Source organism: Acidiphilium cryptum JF-5, assembly GCF_000016725.1.
Taxonomy (GTDB): Bacteria; Pseudomonadota; Alphaproteobacteria; order Acetobacterales; family Acetobacteraceae; genus Acidiphilium; species Acidiphilium multivorum.
In genome coordinates this window covers 202,160-218,786 of record NC_009484.1, presented here as the reverse complement: position 1 = coordinate 218,786, position 16,627 = coordinate 202,160, and the positions used below count along the sequence as shown (strand labels likewise).

The 16,627-nt window shown below is 69.8% G+C and carries 14 protein-coding genes; 6 read left to right on the top strand and 8 right to left on the bottom strand.

Annotation, left to right across the window (positions count from 1 at the left end):
- Nucleotides 1-70 precede the first annotated feature (70 nt).
- Genes ACRY_RS03380 through ptsP form a run of 3 tightly spaced genes read right to left on the bottom strand, consistent with a single transcriptional unit; the run spans nt 71 to nt 5,225 of the window.
- Complete coding sequence (locus ACRY_RS03380; protein ID WP_011941339.1) at nt 71-1,765, bottom strand: PTS fructose transporter subunit IIC; 1,695 nt, start codon at nt 1,763-1,765, stop codon at nt 71-73.
- Nucleotides 1,762-2,715: a 1-phosphofructokinase gene (pfkB, locus tag ACRY_RS03375; RefSeq protein ID WP_011941338.1), complete on the bottom strand. Its 954-nt coding sequence runs from the start codon at nt 2,713-2,715 to the stop codon at nt 1,762-1,764. The genes ACRY_RS03380 and pfkB overlap by 4 nt, the downstream gene beginning before the upstream one ends.
- Nucleotides 2,712-5,225, bottom strand: a complete 2,514-nt coding sequence (gene ptsP, locus ACRY_RS03370) for a phosphoenolpyruvate--protein phosphotransferase (RefSeq protein WP_011941337.1) — start codon at nt 5,223-5,225, stop codon at nt 2,712-2,714. Before ptsP ends, pfkB begins: the two co-directional genes overlap by 4 nt.
- Before the next feature lie 194 nt (nt 5,226-5,419).
- Between ptsP and ACRY_RS03365 the strand changes: the two genes are divergently transcribed.
- Nucleotides 5,420-6,427 carry a LacI family DNA-binding transcriptional regulator gene (locus ACRY_RS03365; protein WP_007422232.1) on the top strand — a complete coding sequence of 336 codons (1,008 nt, stop codon included), beginning with the start codon at nt 5,420-5,422 and terminating at the stop codon, nt 6,425-6,427.
- 17 nt (nt 6,428-6,444) lie between these two features.
- Here the strand turns inward: ACRY_RS03365 and ACRY_RS03360 are convergent, their stop codons facing one another.
- The 3 genes from ACRY_RS03360 to ACRY_RS03350 all read right to left on the bottom strand — a co-directional run bounded on the left by ACRY_RS03360 (nt 6,445) and on the right by ACRY_RS03350 (nt 11,059).
- Entirely contained in the window at nt 6,445-8,730 is a 2,286-nt protein-coding gene (locus ACRY_RS03360) for an adenosylcobalamin-dependent ribonucleoside-diphosphate reductase (protein WP_011941336.1), read from the bottom strand.
- A gap of 99 nt (nt 8,731-8,829) precedes the next feature.
- Complete coding sequence (locus ACRY_RS03355) at nt 8,830-9,717, bottom strand: CHAD domain-containing protein (protein WP_011941335.1); 888 nt, start codon at nt 9,715-9,717, stop codon at nt 8,830-8,832.
- 64 nt (nt 9,718-9,781) lie between these two features.
- Nucleotides 9,782-11,059 (bottom strand): MgtC/SapB family protein, encoded by a 1,278-nt coding sequence (locus ACRY_RS03350; protein ID WP_231295327.1) that lies wholly within the window; start codon nt 11,057-11,059, stop codon nt 9,782-9,784.
- A 170-nt stretch (nt 11,060-11,229) separates the two neighbouring features.
- Here ACRY_RS03350 and ACRY_RS03345 point away from each other — a divergent pair, with 170 nt between their 5' ends.
- Together ACRY_RS03345 and hemB are read left to right on the top strand one after the other, a co-directional pair.
- Complete coding sequence (locus ACRY_RS03345) at nt 11,230-12,303, top strand: tartrate dehydrogenase (protein WP_011941333.1); 1,074 nt, start codon at nt 11,230-11,232, stop codon at nt 12,301-12,303.
- Nucleotides 12,304-12,384: 81 nt separating this feature from the next.
- Nucleotides 12,385-13,380, top strand: a complete 996-nt coding sequence (gene hemB, locus ACRY_RS03340) for a porphobilinogen synthase (RefSeq protein WP_007422237.1) — start codon at nt 12,385-12,387, stop codon at nt 13,378-13,380.
- Between the two features lie 49 nt (nt 13,381-13,429).
- On the opposite strand, the gene ACRY_RS03335 is transcribed toward hemB, so the two are convergent.
- Entirely contained in the window at nt 13,430-13,705 is a 276-nt protein-coding gene (locus tag ACRY_RS03335) for a DUF2312 domain-containing protein (protein WP_007422238.1), read from the bottom strand.
- A 57-nt stretch (nt 13,706-13,762) separates the two neighbouring features.
- On the bottom strand, nt 13,763-14,077 hold the full coding sequence (locus ACRY_RS03330; RefSeq protein ID WP_007422239.1) for a DUF1244 domain-containing protein: 315 nt from the start codon (nt 14,075-14,077) through the stop codon (nt 13,763-13,765).
- Nucleotides 14,078-14,221: 144 nt separating this feature from the next.
- On the opposite strand from ACRY_RS03330, the gene pyk reads away from it, so the two are divergent.
- The 3 genes from pyk (at nt 14,222) to ACRY_RS03315 (ending at nt 16,621) form a co-directional block, all read left to right on the top strand.
- The gene (pyk, locus tag ACRY_RS03325; RefSeq protein ID WP_011941332.1) at nt 14,222-15,646 is read left to right on the top strand and encodes a pyruvate kinase; all 1,425 of its coding nucleotides are present in this window, start codon (nt 14,222-14,224) and stop codon (nt 15,644-15,646) included.
- Between the two features lie 62 nt (nt 15,647-15,708).
- Nucleotides 15,709-16,020, top strand: a complete 312-nt coding sequence (locus ACRY_RS03320) for an EthD family reductase (protein ID WP_007422241.1) — start codon at nt 15,709-15,711, stop codon at nt 16,018-16,020.
- A 106-nt stretch (nt 16,021-16,126) separates the two neighbouring features.
- Nucleotides 16,127-16,621: a hypothetical protein gene (locus ACRY_RS03315; RefSeq protein ID WP_011941331.1), complete on the top strand. Its 495-nt coding sequence runs from the start codon at nt 16,127-16,129 to the stop codon at nt 16,619-16,621.
- The last annotated feature ends 6 nt before the right edge of the window (nt 16,622-16,627 follow it).

Sequence of the window (16,627 nt, the reverse complement as noted above, 5' to 3'; positions counted from 1 at the left end):
GGGCGGTCCTGTCTTCGGCGGGCAGTGCCATGCCTACCCCGCGCTGCCGCATGCGGCAATCCCGCGCGGCTTACCCGTCGGCCTCGCCCGCCGGCTTCTTGACCAGCCCGAGCATCACCGCCGTCAGCATCGATCCGGCGACGATGGCGACAACATAGAGCCCGAGATGCGTCACCGCGTTCGGGATCGGCAGCACGAATACCCCGCCATGCGGCACGCGGAGCTTCACATCGGCCACCATGGAAATCGCCCCGGCGATCGCCGATCCGGTCATGGTGCAGGGAATGACCCGGAACGGATCCTCGGCCGCGTAGGGAATCGCCCCCTCGGTGATGAAGGAAAGGCCCAGCACGCCGGTCGACAGTCCCGACTCACGTTCGAGCGTGTTGAACCGGCTGGCGAACAGCCGGGTCGCCAGCGCGATGCCGAGCGGCGGCGTCATCCCCGCCGCCATCACCGCGGCCATCGGCGTGTAGACCTGCGCCGACAGCAGGCCGACCGAGAACGTATAGGCCGCCTTGTTCACGGGCCCGCCCATGTCGAACGCCATCATCGCGCCAAGAAGCAGGCCGAGCGCCAACGCGCTCGATCCCTGCATCGAGCGCAGGACATGCGTCATCAGGTGGAGCAATTCGGCCACCGGACGGCCGATGACGTAGATCATCAGCAGCCCGGTGAAGAGCGTGCCGAGCACCGGCAACAGCAGCACCGGTTTCAGCCCCTGCAGGCCGCGCGGCAGGCGCAGAATCTCGTTCAGCCAGCGCGTCGCATAGCCGCCGATGAAGCCGGCCAGGATCGCGCCGAGAAACCCCGCCCCGGTCAGCGAGGCGAGCAGCCCGCCAATCATCCCCGGCGCGAGGCCCGGACGGTCGGCGATCGAATAGGCGATGTAACCGCCGAGCACCGGCACGAACAGCGTGAAGGCCGATTTCGCACCGATCTCGAACAAGGCGCCGGCGAAACTGTGCGCCTGAGCGGCATCGGTCGCATGAATGCCGCCGAAGGCGAAGGCCAGCGCGATCAGCAGCCCGCCCGCGGTGACGAACGGAATCATGAACGACACGCCCGTCATCAGGTGCTTGTAGGGCCCGGTCCTCGGCTTCCGCGCGCCGGTGCGGGCCGCCGGCCGAGCCGTGCCACCCTGCAATTCCGCCTCGTCCAGCGCGCGGGCGATCAGCGCCTTGCCGTCGTTGATCGCCGGCTTGGTGCCGCTCTGGAACACGCGCTTGCCGCCGAACCGCCCGAGATCGACCTGCCGATCGGCGGCGATCAGAACGATATCCGCCGCCGCGATCTCGTCTTCCGTCAATGGCGTTCCCGCCCCGACCGACCCCTGGGTCTCGACGCGGATCTCGTGGCCGAGCGCCTTCGCCGCCTGCAACAGCCCCTCGGCCGCCATGAACGTATGGGCGATGCCGGTCGGACAGGAGGTGATCGCGACGATCCTCCGCCCGCCGGGCGGAGTCGTCCCCGCCGCGCGGCCGAGCACGGCGGCGGCATCCGCCAGCACGTCGGCCAGCGTCGCGCGGATCGTTGCCTTTCCGGCGAAGCGCGGATCGCCCGCTTCACTCCCGCCGACCTCTATCGCTACCCCCGCCACAGCGATCCGGCTCGCGGCGAGCGGATCGAGCACACCCTCGCCGGTCCGCACCTCGATCTCGATATCGTGTCCCGCCTCCCGCGCCGCCCGGCGCAGCGCCTCGGCCGCGAGGGCGCGGGTGACGGTGCCCTCCCCGCCGGCGATGATCGCGACGATGTCGCTCATGCTGCGTTCACTCCCTCGTATTGAATGATCACCGCGCCGGCCAGCGCCTCGACCACGGCGCGCTCCGGCAGGTTCGCCCCCGGTGCGCGCAGCTTGGCGGCGGCAAAGGCCGTGCCCAGCCGGGCGACCCCTTCGATCCCCTCGCCCGCGTGAATTCCGGCGATGATCCCGGCGACCATCGCATCCCCGGCGCCGACGGTGCTGGCGGCCCGCATCGGCGGCAGTGCCGCGTGCAGGCAGTCCTCGCCGGTGACGAACAGCGCTCCCTCGGCACCGAGCGAGACAGCGACCAGCGCCACCCCTCGCCCGAGCAGCCCGCGCGCCGCATCGCGCACCGTTACCGCATCCGGCAGGCGCCGCCCGGCCAGCGCCTCGAGCTCGGCGCGGTTCGGCTTGATGCACCAGGGCGGCGTGCCGCCCGCCAGCGCGCGGGCGAGTGGCGGGCCGGAACTGTCCAGCAGCACGCGCGCGCCGCGCGCCGCGAGGGAAGCGGTCAACTCGGCGTAAAGCCCCTCGTCGACCCCCGCCGGCAGGCTGCCGGCGAGAAGCACGACCGATCCCGGCGCCGCGAGACCGAGCAGCCGTTCCCTGACCGCGCGCACCGATTCCGCCGTCACCTCAAGCCCCGGCAGGTTGATGTCGGTGGTCTCGCCTGCATGCGCGAGCTTGACGTTGGTGCGCGTCTCGCCCGGCACGCGAAGGCATTCGTCGCGGATCGCCTTCGACGCGAACAGCCGGGCGAACGGCGCCTCGTTGGCGCGGCCGAGCAGCCCGGCGGCGATGACCGGAATCCCGCCCCAGTCGGCCAGGCAGCTCGCGACATTCACGCCCTTGCCCCCGGCATGGAAGGCAACCGACCGCGCCCGGTGGACCGTGCCGGGGGACAGCCGGTCGAGCAGGATCGTCTCGTCGATCGCCGGGTTCAGCGTCAGCGTGATCACCGGGCTCATCGCTGCGCTCCCGCATCCAGCGCGCGCACCTCGTCCGCCGTCGCGGCATCGAGCGCGCGCCCCGCCAGCGCCCGCAGCTCGTCGAAGCGCGAGCCCCGCAATCGCGCCTTGACGGCAGCGATGTCGCGCGGCGTCATCGACAGCTCGTTCACCCCGAGTCCAGCGAGCAGCGCCGCGCCGAACGGATCACCTGCAATGCCGCCGCACACGCCGACCCAGCGACCGTGCTTCGCCGCCCCCGCCACCGTCTGCGCGATCAGGCGCAGCACGGCGGGATGCAGGCTGTCCGCCTCGGCGGCGAGCTCGGGGTTCTGCCGGTCGATTGCGAGCGCGTACTGCGTCAGGTCGTTGGTGCCGATCGAAAGGAAATCGCACTGTGCGGCGAGCCGGTCCGCCGCGACCGCCGCCGCGGGCACCTCGATCATGATCCCCACCGGCAGCACCGGCGCGCCAAGCTCGGCGCGGATCCGCTCACAGGCGGCGCGAAGCCGGACGATCTCGCTCGCCGACGTCACCATCGGGAACATGACGGACACATCCCCGCCCGCCATCGCCGCGCGATAGATCGCCCGCAGCTGCGGCTCCAGAAGGTCAGTCCGGCGTAGCAGCAGCCGCGCCCCGCGCACGCCGAGAAAGGGGTTCTCCTCGCGCGGCAGGCCGAGATGCGCCACCTGCTTGTCGCCGCCGATATCGAGCGCGCGGATGATCAGGGGCCGTCCTTCCAACGCCGCGATCATCGCGCGGTAGACCGCCTCCTGCTCGTCCTCGTCCGGCGTCGCGCCGCGTTCGAGGAACAGGAACTCGGTGCGCATCAGCCCGACGCCCTCGCCGCCGGCCTCGAGGGCTGTCCGCACCTGGTCGGGCCGGTTGACATTGGCGGCAATCTCGATGCGGTGCCCATCCCGCGTCACCGCCGGCGCGCCGCGCTGCTGCGCCGCCTCCGCCTGCCGGGCGCGCATCGCCTCGCGCCAGGCGATCGCCGAGGCAATCGCCGGCTCCGGCGGATCGAGATAAAGCCGCCCCGCCGCGCCATCGAGAATCGCCATCTGGCCGGAGGCTGCTGCCAGCAGCGCGCCGCCGCCGGCAACTAGCGCCGGCAGGCCGAGCGTGCGGGCGAGGATGGCGGTGTGTGAGGTTGGCCCGCCCTGCGCCGTCACCAGCCCGACCACAAGCGTCAGATCGAGCCCCGCAGTGTCCGAGGGCGACAGTTCCTCGGCGACGACGATGCACGGGGCCGCCGGCAGATCCCGCAGCGAGCCGGGCACGGCCGACGGATCAAGCAAGGCCAGCACACGCCGGCCGACATCCCGCAGATCGGCGGCCCGCCCGGCCAGCACCGGGTTGCCCAGCGCCGACAGGCTCGCCGCCATCCGCTCGATCGCCTGGTTCCACGCCCAGGCCGGGCCATGCCCCTCGACCATCAGCTGGCAGGCCAGAGTGATCAGGTCGCTGTCGTTCAGTAGTTCCGCCTGGGCGCGGAAAATCGCCGCATCCGCGGCGCCGAGCCGGCGGGCGGTATCGTCGACCAGGGCGGCAAGCTGCTGGCGCGTCGCCGCGAGTGCCGCCTCCAGCCGCGCCCCGCCCTCGGCCAGCGACACCGGCACATCGGCAACCTCCACCGCGCCGCCGGCGACGACATGCAGCCGGCCGATGGCGATGCCCGGACTGGCGCCGATACCCTCGATTGCCGCGAGAGGGCCGGGTGGCGTCCAACCCCGCGTCGCGTCCGTGCCGCGCGCCGCCGCCTTCGCCGCATCCGCCACTTCCTGCGCGGTGAGGCTGTCCATCCGCGCGCGTAGCCGCGCCAGCCCGGCTGCGGCGTCATCCCCCTCGGCGGAAACCACCACACGGTCGCCGGCGCGCAGGCCAAGCTGCAGCAGCGCCACCAGGTTGCGCCCGTCCGCCACCTCGTCGCCATGCCGCACCTGTACTCTGAGGCCGCTCTGCCGTACCGCCTCCACCCAGGCAGTCGCCGGCCGCGCGTGCAGCCCGGCGGGATAGTCCACCACGAAGTCGAACCGGTGCGCCAGATCGGCCGCCGGCGCGGCGGGAGCGGCGCGCGGTGCCTCGCCCGCGAGGGCGGCGACGATCTCGTCCACGTCCTCCGCGACTGCCAGCGCGGCGAGTTTTTCTCCGTCCTGCATCAGCGCGGTAAGGCGGCGCAGGATGGCGATATGCGCGTCGCCCCGCGCAGCGATGGCGACGATGAGCCATGCCATCTGCCCCGTCCCCCATTCCACACCGCCCGGTACCTGCACTACCGCTATGCCGTCGCGCCGGACCATGTGCCGGTCCTCGCCCATCCCGTGCGGAATGACGACACCGTGACCAAGGAACGTGTTGGCGACCGCTTCACGGCGCAACATGCTCTGCGCATATCCCGGCTCGACGCAGCCGGACGCGATCAGCAACTGCGCGGCCTCCTCGATCGCCGCTGCCTTCGAAGAGGGCGTGGCGCCGAGCCTAACCCGTTCGCGGCGGAGCAGATCATCCTGCGTGGAGACTGGCATTGACGGCTTCCTCGTTTGCTGCGCGCCGGACTGAAAACGTTTTCATGTTTTTATGTCAACAAAATTCTCGGATATTCCGGAAAATTTTCGGTGACCTGCTGATTTTTCCTTGCGGAAACAGCCAGTTTCATGCTCAGTTTCTGAGAACGATTTCCAGAATTTTTTCTCTGGCAGGCACGAAAGACAACGCCCCGATGGCCGTCAGTATCAAGGATGTGGCCCGTGCCGCAGGGGTTTCGCCCGCCACGGTCTCGCGCACGCTCGGCGGCGGCCCCGTCAGTGCGGCGCTGCGCGACAAGGTCGAGGAGGCAGTGCGCCGCACCGGCTACCGGCCCAACCTGTCCGCCCGCCGCCTTCGCTCGCAGGAGTCGCAGACGGTCGGGCTGATTGTCGCCGATATCTCGAACCCCTTCTTCACCGCCGTCGCCCGCGCCGTCGAGCACGCCGCCTACCGCGCCGGCCTGCGCGTCATCCTGTGCAATACCGACGAGAACCCCGAGAAGGAAGCGATGTATCTCCAGCTCATGGAGCAGGAGCGCGTCACCGGGGTGATCTTCGCGCCGACCCGCGCCTCGGTGGAGCGGCTCGACCAGGGGCCGCGCCCGTCCTTTCCGATGGTGCTGATCGACCGCGCCGGCCGCGCCAGCGCGCAGGATGCCGTGGTGCTCGACAATTTCGCCGCCGGCTCGATGCTGGTCGAACACCTTGCCGGCCAGGGCTACCGGCGCATCGCCGGGCTGTTCGGCAATGCCAGCACCACCGGCGTGGAACGGCGCGACGGCTACGAGGCGGCGATGCTCCGCGCCGGGCTCTCGCCGTCGTCGCGCTTCATCGCCCCCAGCATCGAGGCTGCCGAGCAGGAAATCGCCCGCTGGTTCGCAAAGGGCAACCTGCCCGAGGCGGTGATCGCCAGCAATGGCCTGCTGCTGATGGGCGTGGTCCGCGCCCTGCGCGCCACCGGCCGGCGCATGCCGGAGGATCTCGCGATCGCCGGTTTCGACAATGAAAGCTGGACCGACCTCGTCGGTCCGGGCATCACCGTCATCGAACAGCCGGTGGCACAGATCGGCGAGGAGGCGATGCGCCTTCTGCTCGAAAGGCTCGATGCGCCCGAAGCCCCGGTGCGCAAGACCGTGCTCGGCGGGCGCTGCGTCATCCGCGGCTCAACCGCCCGCCGCGCTCTGGACGAAGCCGCCGAATAAGGCTTACGCCCGGCCCGTCAGCCGCATTTCGACCAGCCGCAATGCAGGCAGCTCAGGCAGCCCGCCTCGCGCACCAGGCCGGGCTGGCTGCATTTCGGGCAGAGCGCGCCGAGCGGGGTTGTGGCCGGCGCTTCCGCCACGCGCTGCTGGCTCGATGGCGGCACCAGGAACCCGGTCTCGACCATGTGCCGCTCGATCACGTCGCCGATCGCCGCGACCAGCGAGGGCACGTAGCGCCCGCCGCTCCACTGCCCGCCGCGCGGGTCGAACACCTGCTTCAGCTCCTCGGCCACGAAAGCGACCTCGCCGCCCCGGCGGAACACCGCCGAGATCATCCGCGTCAGCGCCACCACCCAGGCGTAATGTTCGAGATTCTTCGAGTTGACGAACACCTCGAATGGCCGGCGCACCCCGTCCTGCTCGATGTCGTTGATCGTGACGTACATCGCGTGCTCGCTATCCGGCCAGCGCAGCTTGTAGGTGGCACCGATCAGCTTGTCGGCGCGCACCAGCAGCCCGGCGGCGGTGGTCGCGGGCGCGGCTACCGCCGGCTTTGCATCCGCGGGTGGTGCGACCTCCAGCACCGAGCCGGTCACCGCGTTCGGTCGATAGGTGGTGCAACCCTTGCAGCCGCTGCGATAGGCGTCGAGATAGACCTCCTGGAACGCCTCGAAGCCGATATCCTCCGGCACGTTCACCGTCTTGGAGATCGCGCTGTCGACATGGCGCTGCACTGCCGCCTGCATCCGCACATGTTCGGCCGGGGTCAGCTCCTGCGCGGTGACGAAATGCGCGGGCAGCGGCGCCCCCTCGCCGAACTTCGCGCGGAACAGCCGCAGCGCGTAGTCGGTGACCTCCTCCTCGCGCCGGCTGCCATCGCGTTGCAGCACCTTGCGGGTATAGGCCAGGGCGAAGACCGGCTCGACCCCGCTCGACACGTTGTCCGACAGCAGCGAGATCGTCCCCGTCGGCGCGACCGAGGTAAGCAGCGCGTTGCGGATTCCGTGCGCGGCGATGGCGGCGCGGACATCCTCGTCGAGCCCGGCGATGGTCTCGCCGGCGAGGTATTGCGCGGCGTCGTAGAGCGGGAACGCGCCTTTCTCGGCGGCGAGTGCGGCGGAGGCGAGATAGGCGGCGCGCTCGATCTGCCGCGCCCAGTCGCCGGCCCGCGCGGCGGCCTCCGGCGTGCCGTAGCGCAGGCCGCACATCATCAGCGCATCGGCGAGCCCGGTCATGCCGAGGCCGACGCGCCGCTTGGCCACCGCCTCCTCGCGCTGCGCCTCCAGCGGGAAGCCGGAGGCGTCGATCGTGTCGTCCAGCATGCGGACCGCAATGGTGACGAGTTCGGCAAGCTCCGCCTCGTCGATCCGCGCGCCGGAGCCGAACGGATCGCGCACCAGCCGCGCGAGGTTGATCGAGCCGAGCAGGCAGGCGCCATAGGGCGGCAGCGGCTGCTCGCCGCAGGGATTGGTCGCGTGGATCGTCTCGCAGTAATAGAGGTTGTTGCGCTTGTTGATCCGGTCGATGAAGATCACGCCCGGCTCGGCGTAATCATAGGTCGCACGGGTGATCGCCTCCCACAGCGCCCGCGCCTGCAGCGTGCGATAGACCTTGCCCTCGAACACGAGATCCCACGCCGCATCCGCCTCGACCGCGCGCATGAAATCGTCGGTGACGAGCACCGAGAGGTTGAAGTTGCGCAGCCGCCCAGGCTCGCGCTTGGCGGCAATGAAGGCCTCGATGTCGGGATGGTCGCAGCGCATTGTCGCCATCATCGCGCCGCGCCGCGCCCCGGCGGACATAATGGTGCGGCACATCGAATCCCACACATCCATGAACGAGAGCGGACCCGACGCATCGGCGCCGACCCCGCGCACCGCAGCGCCCTTGGGCCGGATCGAGGAGAAATCGTAGCCGATGCCGCCGCCCTGTTGCATGGTCAGCGCCGCCTCGCGCAGATGGGCGAAGATCCGGCCGAGATCGTCCTCGATGTCGCCCATCACGAAGCAGTTGAACAGCGTTACCCGCCGCGCCGTGCCGGCGCCGGAAATGATCCGCCCGGCGGGGACGAAGCGGAAATCGCGCAGCGCCTCGTAGAACGGCGCCTCCCAGCTTGAGGGCTCGCGCTCGGTTTCCGCCAGGGCGCGGGCGACACGCCGCCATGTGTCCTCGACGGTGCGGTCGACCGGCTCGCCGGCCTCGTCCTTCAGCCGGTATTTTGCATCCCAGATCTGCGCCGAGATCGGCGCCATCGTGTCGATCACGGAGGAAAGGGAAGCGGAAAAGTCTGCCGGGATATCCATGTCGATCACTCCGATCTGGCGTTCGGGCGCGCAAGCGGCGCCGACTCGGGCCGGCGCATCATACCAGTGCTGCGCCCCCCACCGCCACCTCGGCGCGGCTCACTTCCAGGGACGGGAGGCGGCGCGATAGTCCCGCCATGCCGGTTCCAGACGGCGTTTCGCCTTCCGCGCGCGGCGTGTCGCCCAGCGCCGCACAAGGGACGCCACAGGCACATCGTCAGCCGCAAGCTCTTCCGCAAGGTCATGCGCGACCCCGGCATCGTTGAACCGGCCGAGCTGGTCGAGCACCGCGGCGGCGGCGGCGCGGAAATCCCCGAGTGCGAGGCCGGGCGCCACACCCTCCAGCGCCTCGGCGGCGTAGTTCGCCCGCTTCAGCGCCTTGCGCAGCGCGTGCAACTCCTTGTCCGACAGGCGGGCGATCCGCCGCCCGCGCCGTCGCACCCGCCGGTCGAGCCGGCGGAGCAGTTCAGGCGCCAGCACGTCGATCGGCCGGCTCGTCGCGTCCGGCGCGATGATGGACGGCCCGGCTGCCCAGCGCGCGATGTCCCGGGCGAGATCCGCGCATTCCGACGCCGCCCCGCTCGCTGCCAGACGCTCATGCGCCTGTCGCCGCGCCGCGTCCGACGCCGCGAGCACCGCCGCCGCCGCCGCCGCATCAACCTCCCCCTTCATCGCCGCGGGGAAGGATCTCAGGCACGCCACGTCCCAGTCCCGCGCCGGGCTGTATGCGCGGCCGAGTTCGCGCAGCGCGGCGTCGAACCGCCGCCGTTCGGCGCGGTCGAGACAGGGGGCGAAAAGAGCGAGCACGCTGCGCAGCCGACGGATCGCCACCCGGCGCCGGTGCACCGATTCGACATCGTCCACATCGTCCCGGCCGAGCTCGGCGCAACGCGCGGCAACGATCCGCCGCCAGGCCGTGCGCGTCCGCAGCCGCGGCGGATGCGCCTTTGCCGCCGCGGCGGCATGCCGGGTTCCGCTCTCAGCCATCACATCCCTCCGCGGTCGCGGTTGGAACGCCTCACCACACCCTGCGCCCGGGCGATAAACGGCGTCAATGCACCAGAATGGCCGCGCCGAGGCTCGCCGCCGCCATCAGCACCATGAACGCCACCAGCGGCGCGCCGGTCCTGAAGCGGGAATAGGCGCTGGCATAGATCGCCTGGAAGATGTGGTTCGAGCCGGTCGCGATCAGCACGGCTTCCATCTCCACCGGGTCCGGCGCCGCGCCCGCGCCATGCGTCGCGAGGCTGATGATGAACGGGTTGATGTCGGTCACGCCGACGATCCCGGCCAGGGTGTAGAGGCCGGAACTGCCATAGGCCCGCATCGTCACCGAGGCGAGGATGGAAACGACGACGAACAGCACCCCGAACGTCGCCGCCGTGCCGAGGCCGAGCGGGTTGGAGACATCGGCGATCGCCGGCGGCGCCGTCGCCGCGTGGTTGCGCAGGCGATACCAGACGAGTGCGATCAGCCCGCCGAGCGCGCCCACCCCGAGCATCCACGGCGCGAGCGATAGCGCCATCGCCGGATCGAACAGCAGGATCACCACGAGCAGGCGCGGATACATCACCGCATTCGCCAGCACGATGCCGCTCTGCGCCTCGACCACCGCCGCCGCCTCGGCGGCGGCGCGGCGGGCGAGCACCACGGTGGTCACGGTCGAGGAATAGATGCCGCCGAGAAAGGCGACCAAGAGCCCCGAGCCGCGCGGCACCACATAGCGGCGCAGCAGATAGCTGGCATAGGAAATTGACGAGACCGCCACCATCGCGAGCCACGCCTCGTACGGGGTCACGCTGGTGATCGTCGTCACCGGCCGGTCGGGCAGCAGCGGCAGCACGAGGCCGGTGATCAGCAGGAATCGCCCGGCATTGACGATCTCGGCGAGGTCGATCCCGCGCGCCAGCGAATGCAGCGTCTCGCGCGCCGTCAGCAGCAGCGTCGCCGCGACGGTAAGCCCCACCGCCATCCAGAACGGCCCGGCCAGCGCCAGCGGGCCGATCAGGAAGGCGAGCACGTTCGACAGCGGTGCCATCAGCCCGACATTGCGCGAGCCGTCCGGGGCGAGTTCCTCCATGCCGCGCCAGTAATAGAGGCCAAGCCAGAGACCGAGCACGGCGAGCCCGACGCCGAGCAGCAGCGGCGGCGCGGGGTCGAGCGCGTAGAGCACGCCGCCAGCCAGCGCCAGCAACGGGAAGCTGCGCACCCCGCCCGGCCTGCTTCTGCCAGCGCGGGCGTTGAAATCCTCGTAGGCCAGACCGAAGAAGAAGCCGAGCCCGACAAGGATGAGCCAGGCGGCAAACCCCGTATGCCCGAGGGCGATCATGCCCGCATCCGTCTTCATCCTGCCCGCGTCATCGCCGCACGCCCTCCGCTGCCACCGGTTTTGCCCCGGCGCGAGACATGTTACCGCAGCCGACGATGCGCCGCGCCCGCCCTTCGGGCAAGCCGGCCCGGCGCGCAACGGTTCACCCACGGGCAGAGGAGCAAGCGCCCATGAAGACCTACCGGATCGCCTCGATTCCCGGCGACGGCATCGGCCCCGAAGTGATCGGTGCCGGGCTCGACGTGCTCGACGCCCTCGCCCGCCGCGACAGCGGCTTCGCGCTCGACGTCACGGCGTTCGACTACGGCTCGGATTACTACCGCCGCCACGGGGTGATGATGCCGGACGGCGCGCTGGAACGGCTGAAGGCCTTCGACGCAATCTATTTCGGCGCGGTCGGCGCGCCGGACATCCCCGACCATGTCACCCTCTGGGGTCTGCGCCTCGCGATCTGCCAGGGGTTCGACCAGTATGCCAATGTCCGCCCGACCCGGGTGCTGCGCGGCCTCGACTCGCCGCTGCGCGCCTGCGCCCCGGCGGATCTCGACTGGGTGATCGTGCGCGAGAACAGCGAGGGCGAATATGCCGGCCAGGGCGGCCGCTCGCATCGCGGCCACGCCGAGGAGGTCGCGACCGAGGTGGCGATCTTCACGCGCGCCGGCGTCGCGCGGATCATGCGCTTCGCCTTCGCCCTCGCCGCGTCGCGCCCGCGCAGGCACCTCACCGTCGTCACCAAGTCGAACGCGCAGCGCCACGGCATGGTGCTGTGGGACGAGGTCGCCGCCGAGACAGCGCGCGATTTCCCGGAGGTGACGTGGGACAAGATGCTGGTCGATGCGATGACCGTCCGCATGGTGCACGCCCCGGCGAGCATCGACACGGTGGTGGCGACCAACCTGCACGCCGACATCCTCTCCGACCTCGCCGCCGCACTCGCCGGCTCGATCGGCATTGCACCGACGGCGAACGTCAACCCGGAGCGGAACTACCCCTCGATGTTCGAGCCGATCCACGGCTCCGCCTTCGACATCACCGGCAAGGGCATCGCCAATCCGGTCGGCGCGTTCTGGACGGCGTCGCAGATGCTGGAGCATCTCGGCGAGGCGGATGCGGCGCGGCGGCTGATGGCGGCGGTGGAACGGGTGACGGCGGCCGGCATCCGCACCCGCGATCTCGGCGGCGATGCCACCACGGCCGAGGTAACGGCGGCGGTGATCGACGCGATCGAGGGCGGCAACGCATAGGCGCAGCGCAGCCTGCGCCCCTTGCGCCGGCCCCTTCCATGCGCAATTCGACTAGGTGTGTAACGAGCACGAGGAGCAGCAATGATCACCGGCAGCTTTCCGACCACCCGCCTGCGCCGCAACCGCCGCGATGGCTGGACGCGGCGCATGGTCGCCGAGACCACGCTGTCGGTGGACAATCTGATCTGGCCGATCTTCGTCCGCGCCGGCGATGGCGAGCCGACGCCGGTCGCCACCATGCCGGGTGTCGTGCGGGTCGGGCTCGACCGCCTCGCCGCCCATGTCGAGCCGGCGGCGCGGCTCGGTATTCCGGCCATCGCCCTGTTTCCCGCCACCCCGCCCGAGCTCAAGAACCCCGAGGGCACCGAGGCGCTGAACCCGGACAACCTGATCTGCCAGGCCGCCCGGCTGCTCAAGCGCGAATTCCCCGAGCTCGGCCTGATCGGCGATGTGGCGCTCGATCCCTATACCGATCACGGGCATGACGGCGTGCTGCGCGAAGGCTATGTCGCCAACGACGAATCGGTCGAGATCCTCGAACGCCAGGCGGTGAACCAGGCGCTCGCCGGGATCGACGTGATCGCGCCCTCGGACATGATGGACGGGCGGATCGGCAGCATCCGCGCCGCCCTCGATTCCGAGGGGCTGATCGACACGCGGATCATGAGCTACGCCGCCAAATACGCCTCCGCCTTCTACGGCCCGTTCCGCGAGGCGCTCGGCTCCAACGCGGCGCTGAAGGGCGACAAGAAGACCTACCAAATGGACCCCGCCAACACCGACGAGGCGCTGCGCGAGGTGGCGATGGACATCGACGAGGGCGCCGACATGGTGATGGTCAAGCCGGGCATGCCCTATCTCGACATCATCCGCCGCGTGCACGAGCGCTTCGCGGTGCCGACCTTCGCCTATCAGGTGAGCGGCGAATACGCGATGCTCGCCACCGCGATGGAACACGGGCTGCTCGACCGCGAGCGCGGCATTCTCGAAACGCTGATGGGCTTCCGCCGCGCCGGCGCCGCCGGGGTGCTCACCTATTTCGCGGTGGAAGCGGCAACCCTGCTGCGCCGGGGCTGAGCCGGCGATCACAGGTCGGGCGGCGCCAGGTGCGCGCCGCCCCCTCAACTCACATGCCGAGCGCGCGGCGATAGACGTCGATCAGCATTTCCTGCTCCTCGACCTCGGCCGGCTCCTGCTTGCGCAGGCGGATGAGCTGACGCAGCACCTTGACATCGAAGCCGGCCGATTTCGCCTCGGCATAGATGTCCTTGATGTCCGAGCCCAGCGCCTTGCGCTCCTCCTCGAGCCGCTCGATGCGCTCGACGATGCTGCGCAGCCGGTCGGCCGCGATATTGCCGTGGCTCGCATTGTCTTCCTGGGTCTCTGCCGCATCGAACGCCATCTGTGCTCCTCCGTCGGATCGGTCGGACGCGCGGGATAGAGCGCGCGCCCGCGCCGGTCAATGCCCCTGCCGGCTCGCGACCTCGAAGGCCGCCTTCTGCGCGTCGCTGGCCGGGGTCTGGTGGCGCGCCTGCCATTCCTTGTAGGGCATGCCGTACACGATTTCGCGCGCATCCGGATCGCTCAGCTCCAGGCCGCGCGCCTCCGCCGCCTCGCGGTACCAGCGCGAAAGGCAGTTCCGGCAGAAGCCGGCAAGGTTCATCATGTCGATATTCTGCACATCCGTCCGCTCGCGCAGATGCGCGACCAGACGTCGGAAAGCCGCTGCCTCGAGTTCGGTGCGGGTGGCATCGTCGAATCGGTCGTTGTCCATTGAAACGGTCTCCTTACGCGTGCGGCAGGTGGTCATCGCCGCGCATGTTTGCCATAGAGACGTTTATCACGACGCCGGTCACGGCGCGACACGATAACCCGGTCATCGGGACCTGGCAGGCGGACAGATTCAGAGGGGACCAGCATGGCATCCAGGCTGCGGCGTCATCGGCGCACGAAAATCGTTGCAACCATCGGGCCGGCAAGTTCGACGCCGGAGATACTGTCGCAGCTCTTCGAGACCGGCGCCGACGTGTTCCGGCTCAATTTCAGCCACGGCACGCATGAGGATCACCTTGCGCGCCTGCAGATGATCCGCGCGCTGGAGCGGAAGTTCGACCGGCCGATCGGCATCCTCGCCGACGTGCAGGGGCCGAAGCTGCGCGTCGGCCAGTTTCGCGGCGGACGCGTGCAGTTGCAGACCGGCGCCGAATTCCAGCTCGACCTCAACCCCGCCCCCGGCGATACCCGCCGCGTCAACCTGCCGCATCCCGAGATCATCGAGGCCGCCAGCATCGGCGCCACCCTGCTGCTCGATGACGGCAAGCTGCGCCTGCGGGTGCTGCGCAAGCGCGAGGACCACCTGCTGACCGAGGTCGTCACCGGCGGCCCGCTCTCCGACCGCAAGGGCGTCAACGTGCCCGACGTGGTGCTGCCGATCCCGGCGCTGACGAAGAAGGACCGCGCCGATCTCGCCTTCGCGCTCGAACACGGCATCGACTATATCGGCCTGTCCTTCGTCCAGCGCGCCGCCGACGTGCTGGAGGCGAAGGAGATCGCCGCCGGCCGCGCCCTGGTGATGACCAAGATGGAAAAGCCCCAGGCGCTCGACAATCTCGACGAGATCATGGACGCGACGGATGCCGTCATGGTCGCGCGCGGCGATCTCGGCGTCGAGCTGCCGCCCGAGGAAGTGCCGATCGTGCAGAAGCGCATCATCCGCGCCGCCCAGCAGCGCGGCCTGCCGGTGGTCGTCGCGACGCAGATGCTGGAGAGCATGATCTCCGCCCCCGCCCCCACCCGCGCCGAGGCATCGGACGTGGCGACCGCGGTGTTCGACGGCGCCGATGCGGTGATGCTCTCGGCCGAGAGTGCCGCCGGCCAGTATCCGCGCGAGGCGGTGAACATGATGGACCGCATCGTCGCCCGGGTGGAGCGGGACGATGACTGGCGGCGGACGATCGACGCCAAGCGGCCGGACCCCGAACCTTCCTCGGCCGATGCCATCGCCCGTGCCGCCGAACAGGTCGCGCACACGATCGGCGCGCGCGCCATCGTCGCCTTCACCAGTTCCGGCGCCAGCGCGCTGCGCGTCGCCCGCGAGCGGCCGGACTGCCCCGTGATCGGCCTGACACCCAGTCTGGACACCGCCCGCCGCCTCGCGGCGGTCTGGGGCGTGCATGCCGTGGTCACGCAGGACGTGGGCTCGATGACCGAGGCTGTCGCCCTTTCGGCGAAGGTCGCGCGGCAGGAGGGCTTCGCCCAGCCGGGCGAAGAAATCGTCGTCGTCGCCGGCGTCCCCTTCGGCCAGAGCGGCACGACCAACGCGCTGCGCGTGGCCAGGGTGTAACCCGCACGCCCCTTGCATTGCCGCCGTGCCCGGGCAAGACTGAAGCCTAGGGAGGACATCATATGATCGCGATTACCGTTCTGTATCCGAAGACCGCCACCTCGACCTTCGACACCACCTATTACCACGACAAGCACATGAAGCTGGTCGGCGACCGCTGGGGATCGATGGGCCTCAAGGGCGCCACCGTGCTGCATGGCGTCAACGGGCCGGATGGCGCGGCTCCGCCCTACGCCGTCATCACCACGCTCCAGTTCGAAAGCCTTGAGGCCTTCGGCAAGGCCGTGCAGGCGCATGGCCCCGAGGTAATGGGCGACATCGCCAACTTCACCAACGTCCAGCCGGTCCTGCAATTCAGCGAGATCGCCGCCTGACACGGAATTTAACCTGAACTTTCTTTACTTCCCGAGGCTTCCGGGCCTATCTGAAGGCGGTCGCGATCTTGTGCGGCCGCCTTTTGTTGTTCCGTTGGGAGGTTGCATGCGCCGGATCGCCCCGCTCCTGTTCGCCGCCGCGTTCATTACCGGCAATGCGTCCGCCTGCGTCACGCCGCAGAACCAGGAAGCGCTCGACATCATCGGCCTGAAAAGCACGCTGATGGTCTCGGCCCTCACCTGTGGCCAGCGCAGCCAGTACGATCAGTTCATGACGCGCTTTCATCCCTACATCCTGCGCGAGCAGCATGTTCTGGACGCTTATTTCCGGGCCCGGCACGGGCGCGCCTATCAGCATTACGAAGACAGCTACGTGACCAATCTCGCGAACGCGCAGTCCACCGCCGGCATCCATCAGGGTTCCGATTTCTGCGCCGCGAGCCAGCATTTGTTCGATCAGGTGCTCGGCCAGCCCGACCAGACGGCGCTGGTCACCTTCGCCCGCCAGAATCCGGCGGCGCAGCCGATCGTCGTGCTGACCTGCGGCATCGTCGAGTCGGACGAGTTCCGCCGGATGGAGCAATACACGCCGCGGCACTGATCCCAG

What these genes read in the sequence shown, in the direction of transcription:
- hemB (WP_007422237.1), top strand. Translation starts at nt 12,385, where the DNA reads ATGATCACCGGCAGCTTTCCGACCACCCGCCTGCGCCGCAACCGCCGC.
- pfkB (WP_011941338.1), bottom strand. Translation starts at nt 2,715, where the DNA reads ATGAGCCCGGTGATCACGCTGACGCTGAACCCGGCGATCGACGAGACG.
- ACRY_RS03350 (WP_231295327.1), bottom strand. Translation starts at nt 11,059, where the DNA reads ATGATCGCCCTCGGGCATACGGGGTTTGCCGCCTGGCTCATCCTTGTC.
- ACRY_RS03315 (WP_011941331.1), top strand. Translation starts at nt 16,127, where the DNA reads ATGCGCCGGATCGCCCCGCTCCTGTTCGCCGCCGCGTTCATTACCGGC.
- ACRY_RS03355 (WP_011941335.1), bottom strand. Translation starts at nt 9,717, where the DNA reads ATGGCTGAGAGCGGAACCCGGCATGCCGCCGCGGCGGCAAAGGCGCAT.
- ACRY_RS03335 (WP_007422238.1), bottom strand. Translation starts at nt 13,705, where the DNA reads ATGGCGTTCGATGCGGCAGAGACCCAGGAAGACAATGCGAGCCACGGC.
- ACRY_RS03330 (WP_007422239.1), bottom strand. Translation starts at nt 14,077, where the DNA reads ATGGACAACGACCGATTCGACGATGCCACCCGCACCGAACTCGAGGCA.
- ACRY_RS03380 (WP_011941339.1), bottom strand. Translation starts at nt 1,765, where the DNA reads ATGAGCGACATCGTCGCGATCATCGCCGGCGGGGAGGGCACCGTCACC.
- pyk (WP_011941332.1), top strand. Translation starts at nt 14,222, where the DNA reads ATGGCATCCAGGCTGCGGCGTCATCGGCGCACGAAAATCGTTGCAACC.
- ptsP (WP_011941337.1), bottom strand. Translation starts at nt 5,225, where the DNA reads ATGCCAGTCTCCACGCAGGATGATCTGCTCCGCCGCGAACGGGTTAGG.
- ACRY_RS03360 (WP_011941336.1), bottom strand. Translation starts at nt 8,730, where the DNA reads ATGGATATCCCGGCAGACTTTTCCGCTTCCCTTTCCTCCGTGATCGAC.
- ACRY_RS03345 (WP_011941333.1), top strand. Translation starts at nt 11,230, where the DNA reads ATGAAGACCTACCGGATCGCCTCGATTCCCGGCGACGGCATCGGCCCC.
- ACRY_RS03320 (WP_007422241.1), top strand. Translation starts at nt 15,709, where the DNA reads ATGATCGCGATTACCGTTCTGTATCCGAAGACCGCCACCTCGACCTTC.
- ACRY_RS03365 (WP_007422232.1), top strand. Translation starts at nt 5,420, where the DNA reads ATGGCCGTCAGTATCAAGGATGTGGCCCGTGCCGCAGGGGTTTCGCCC.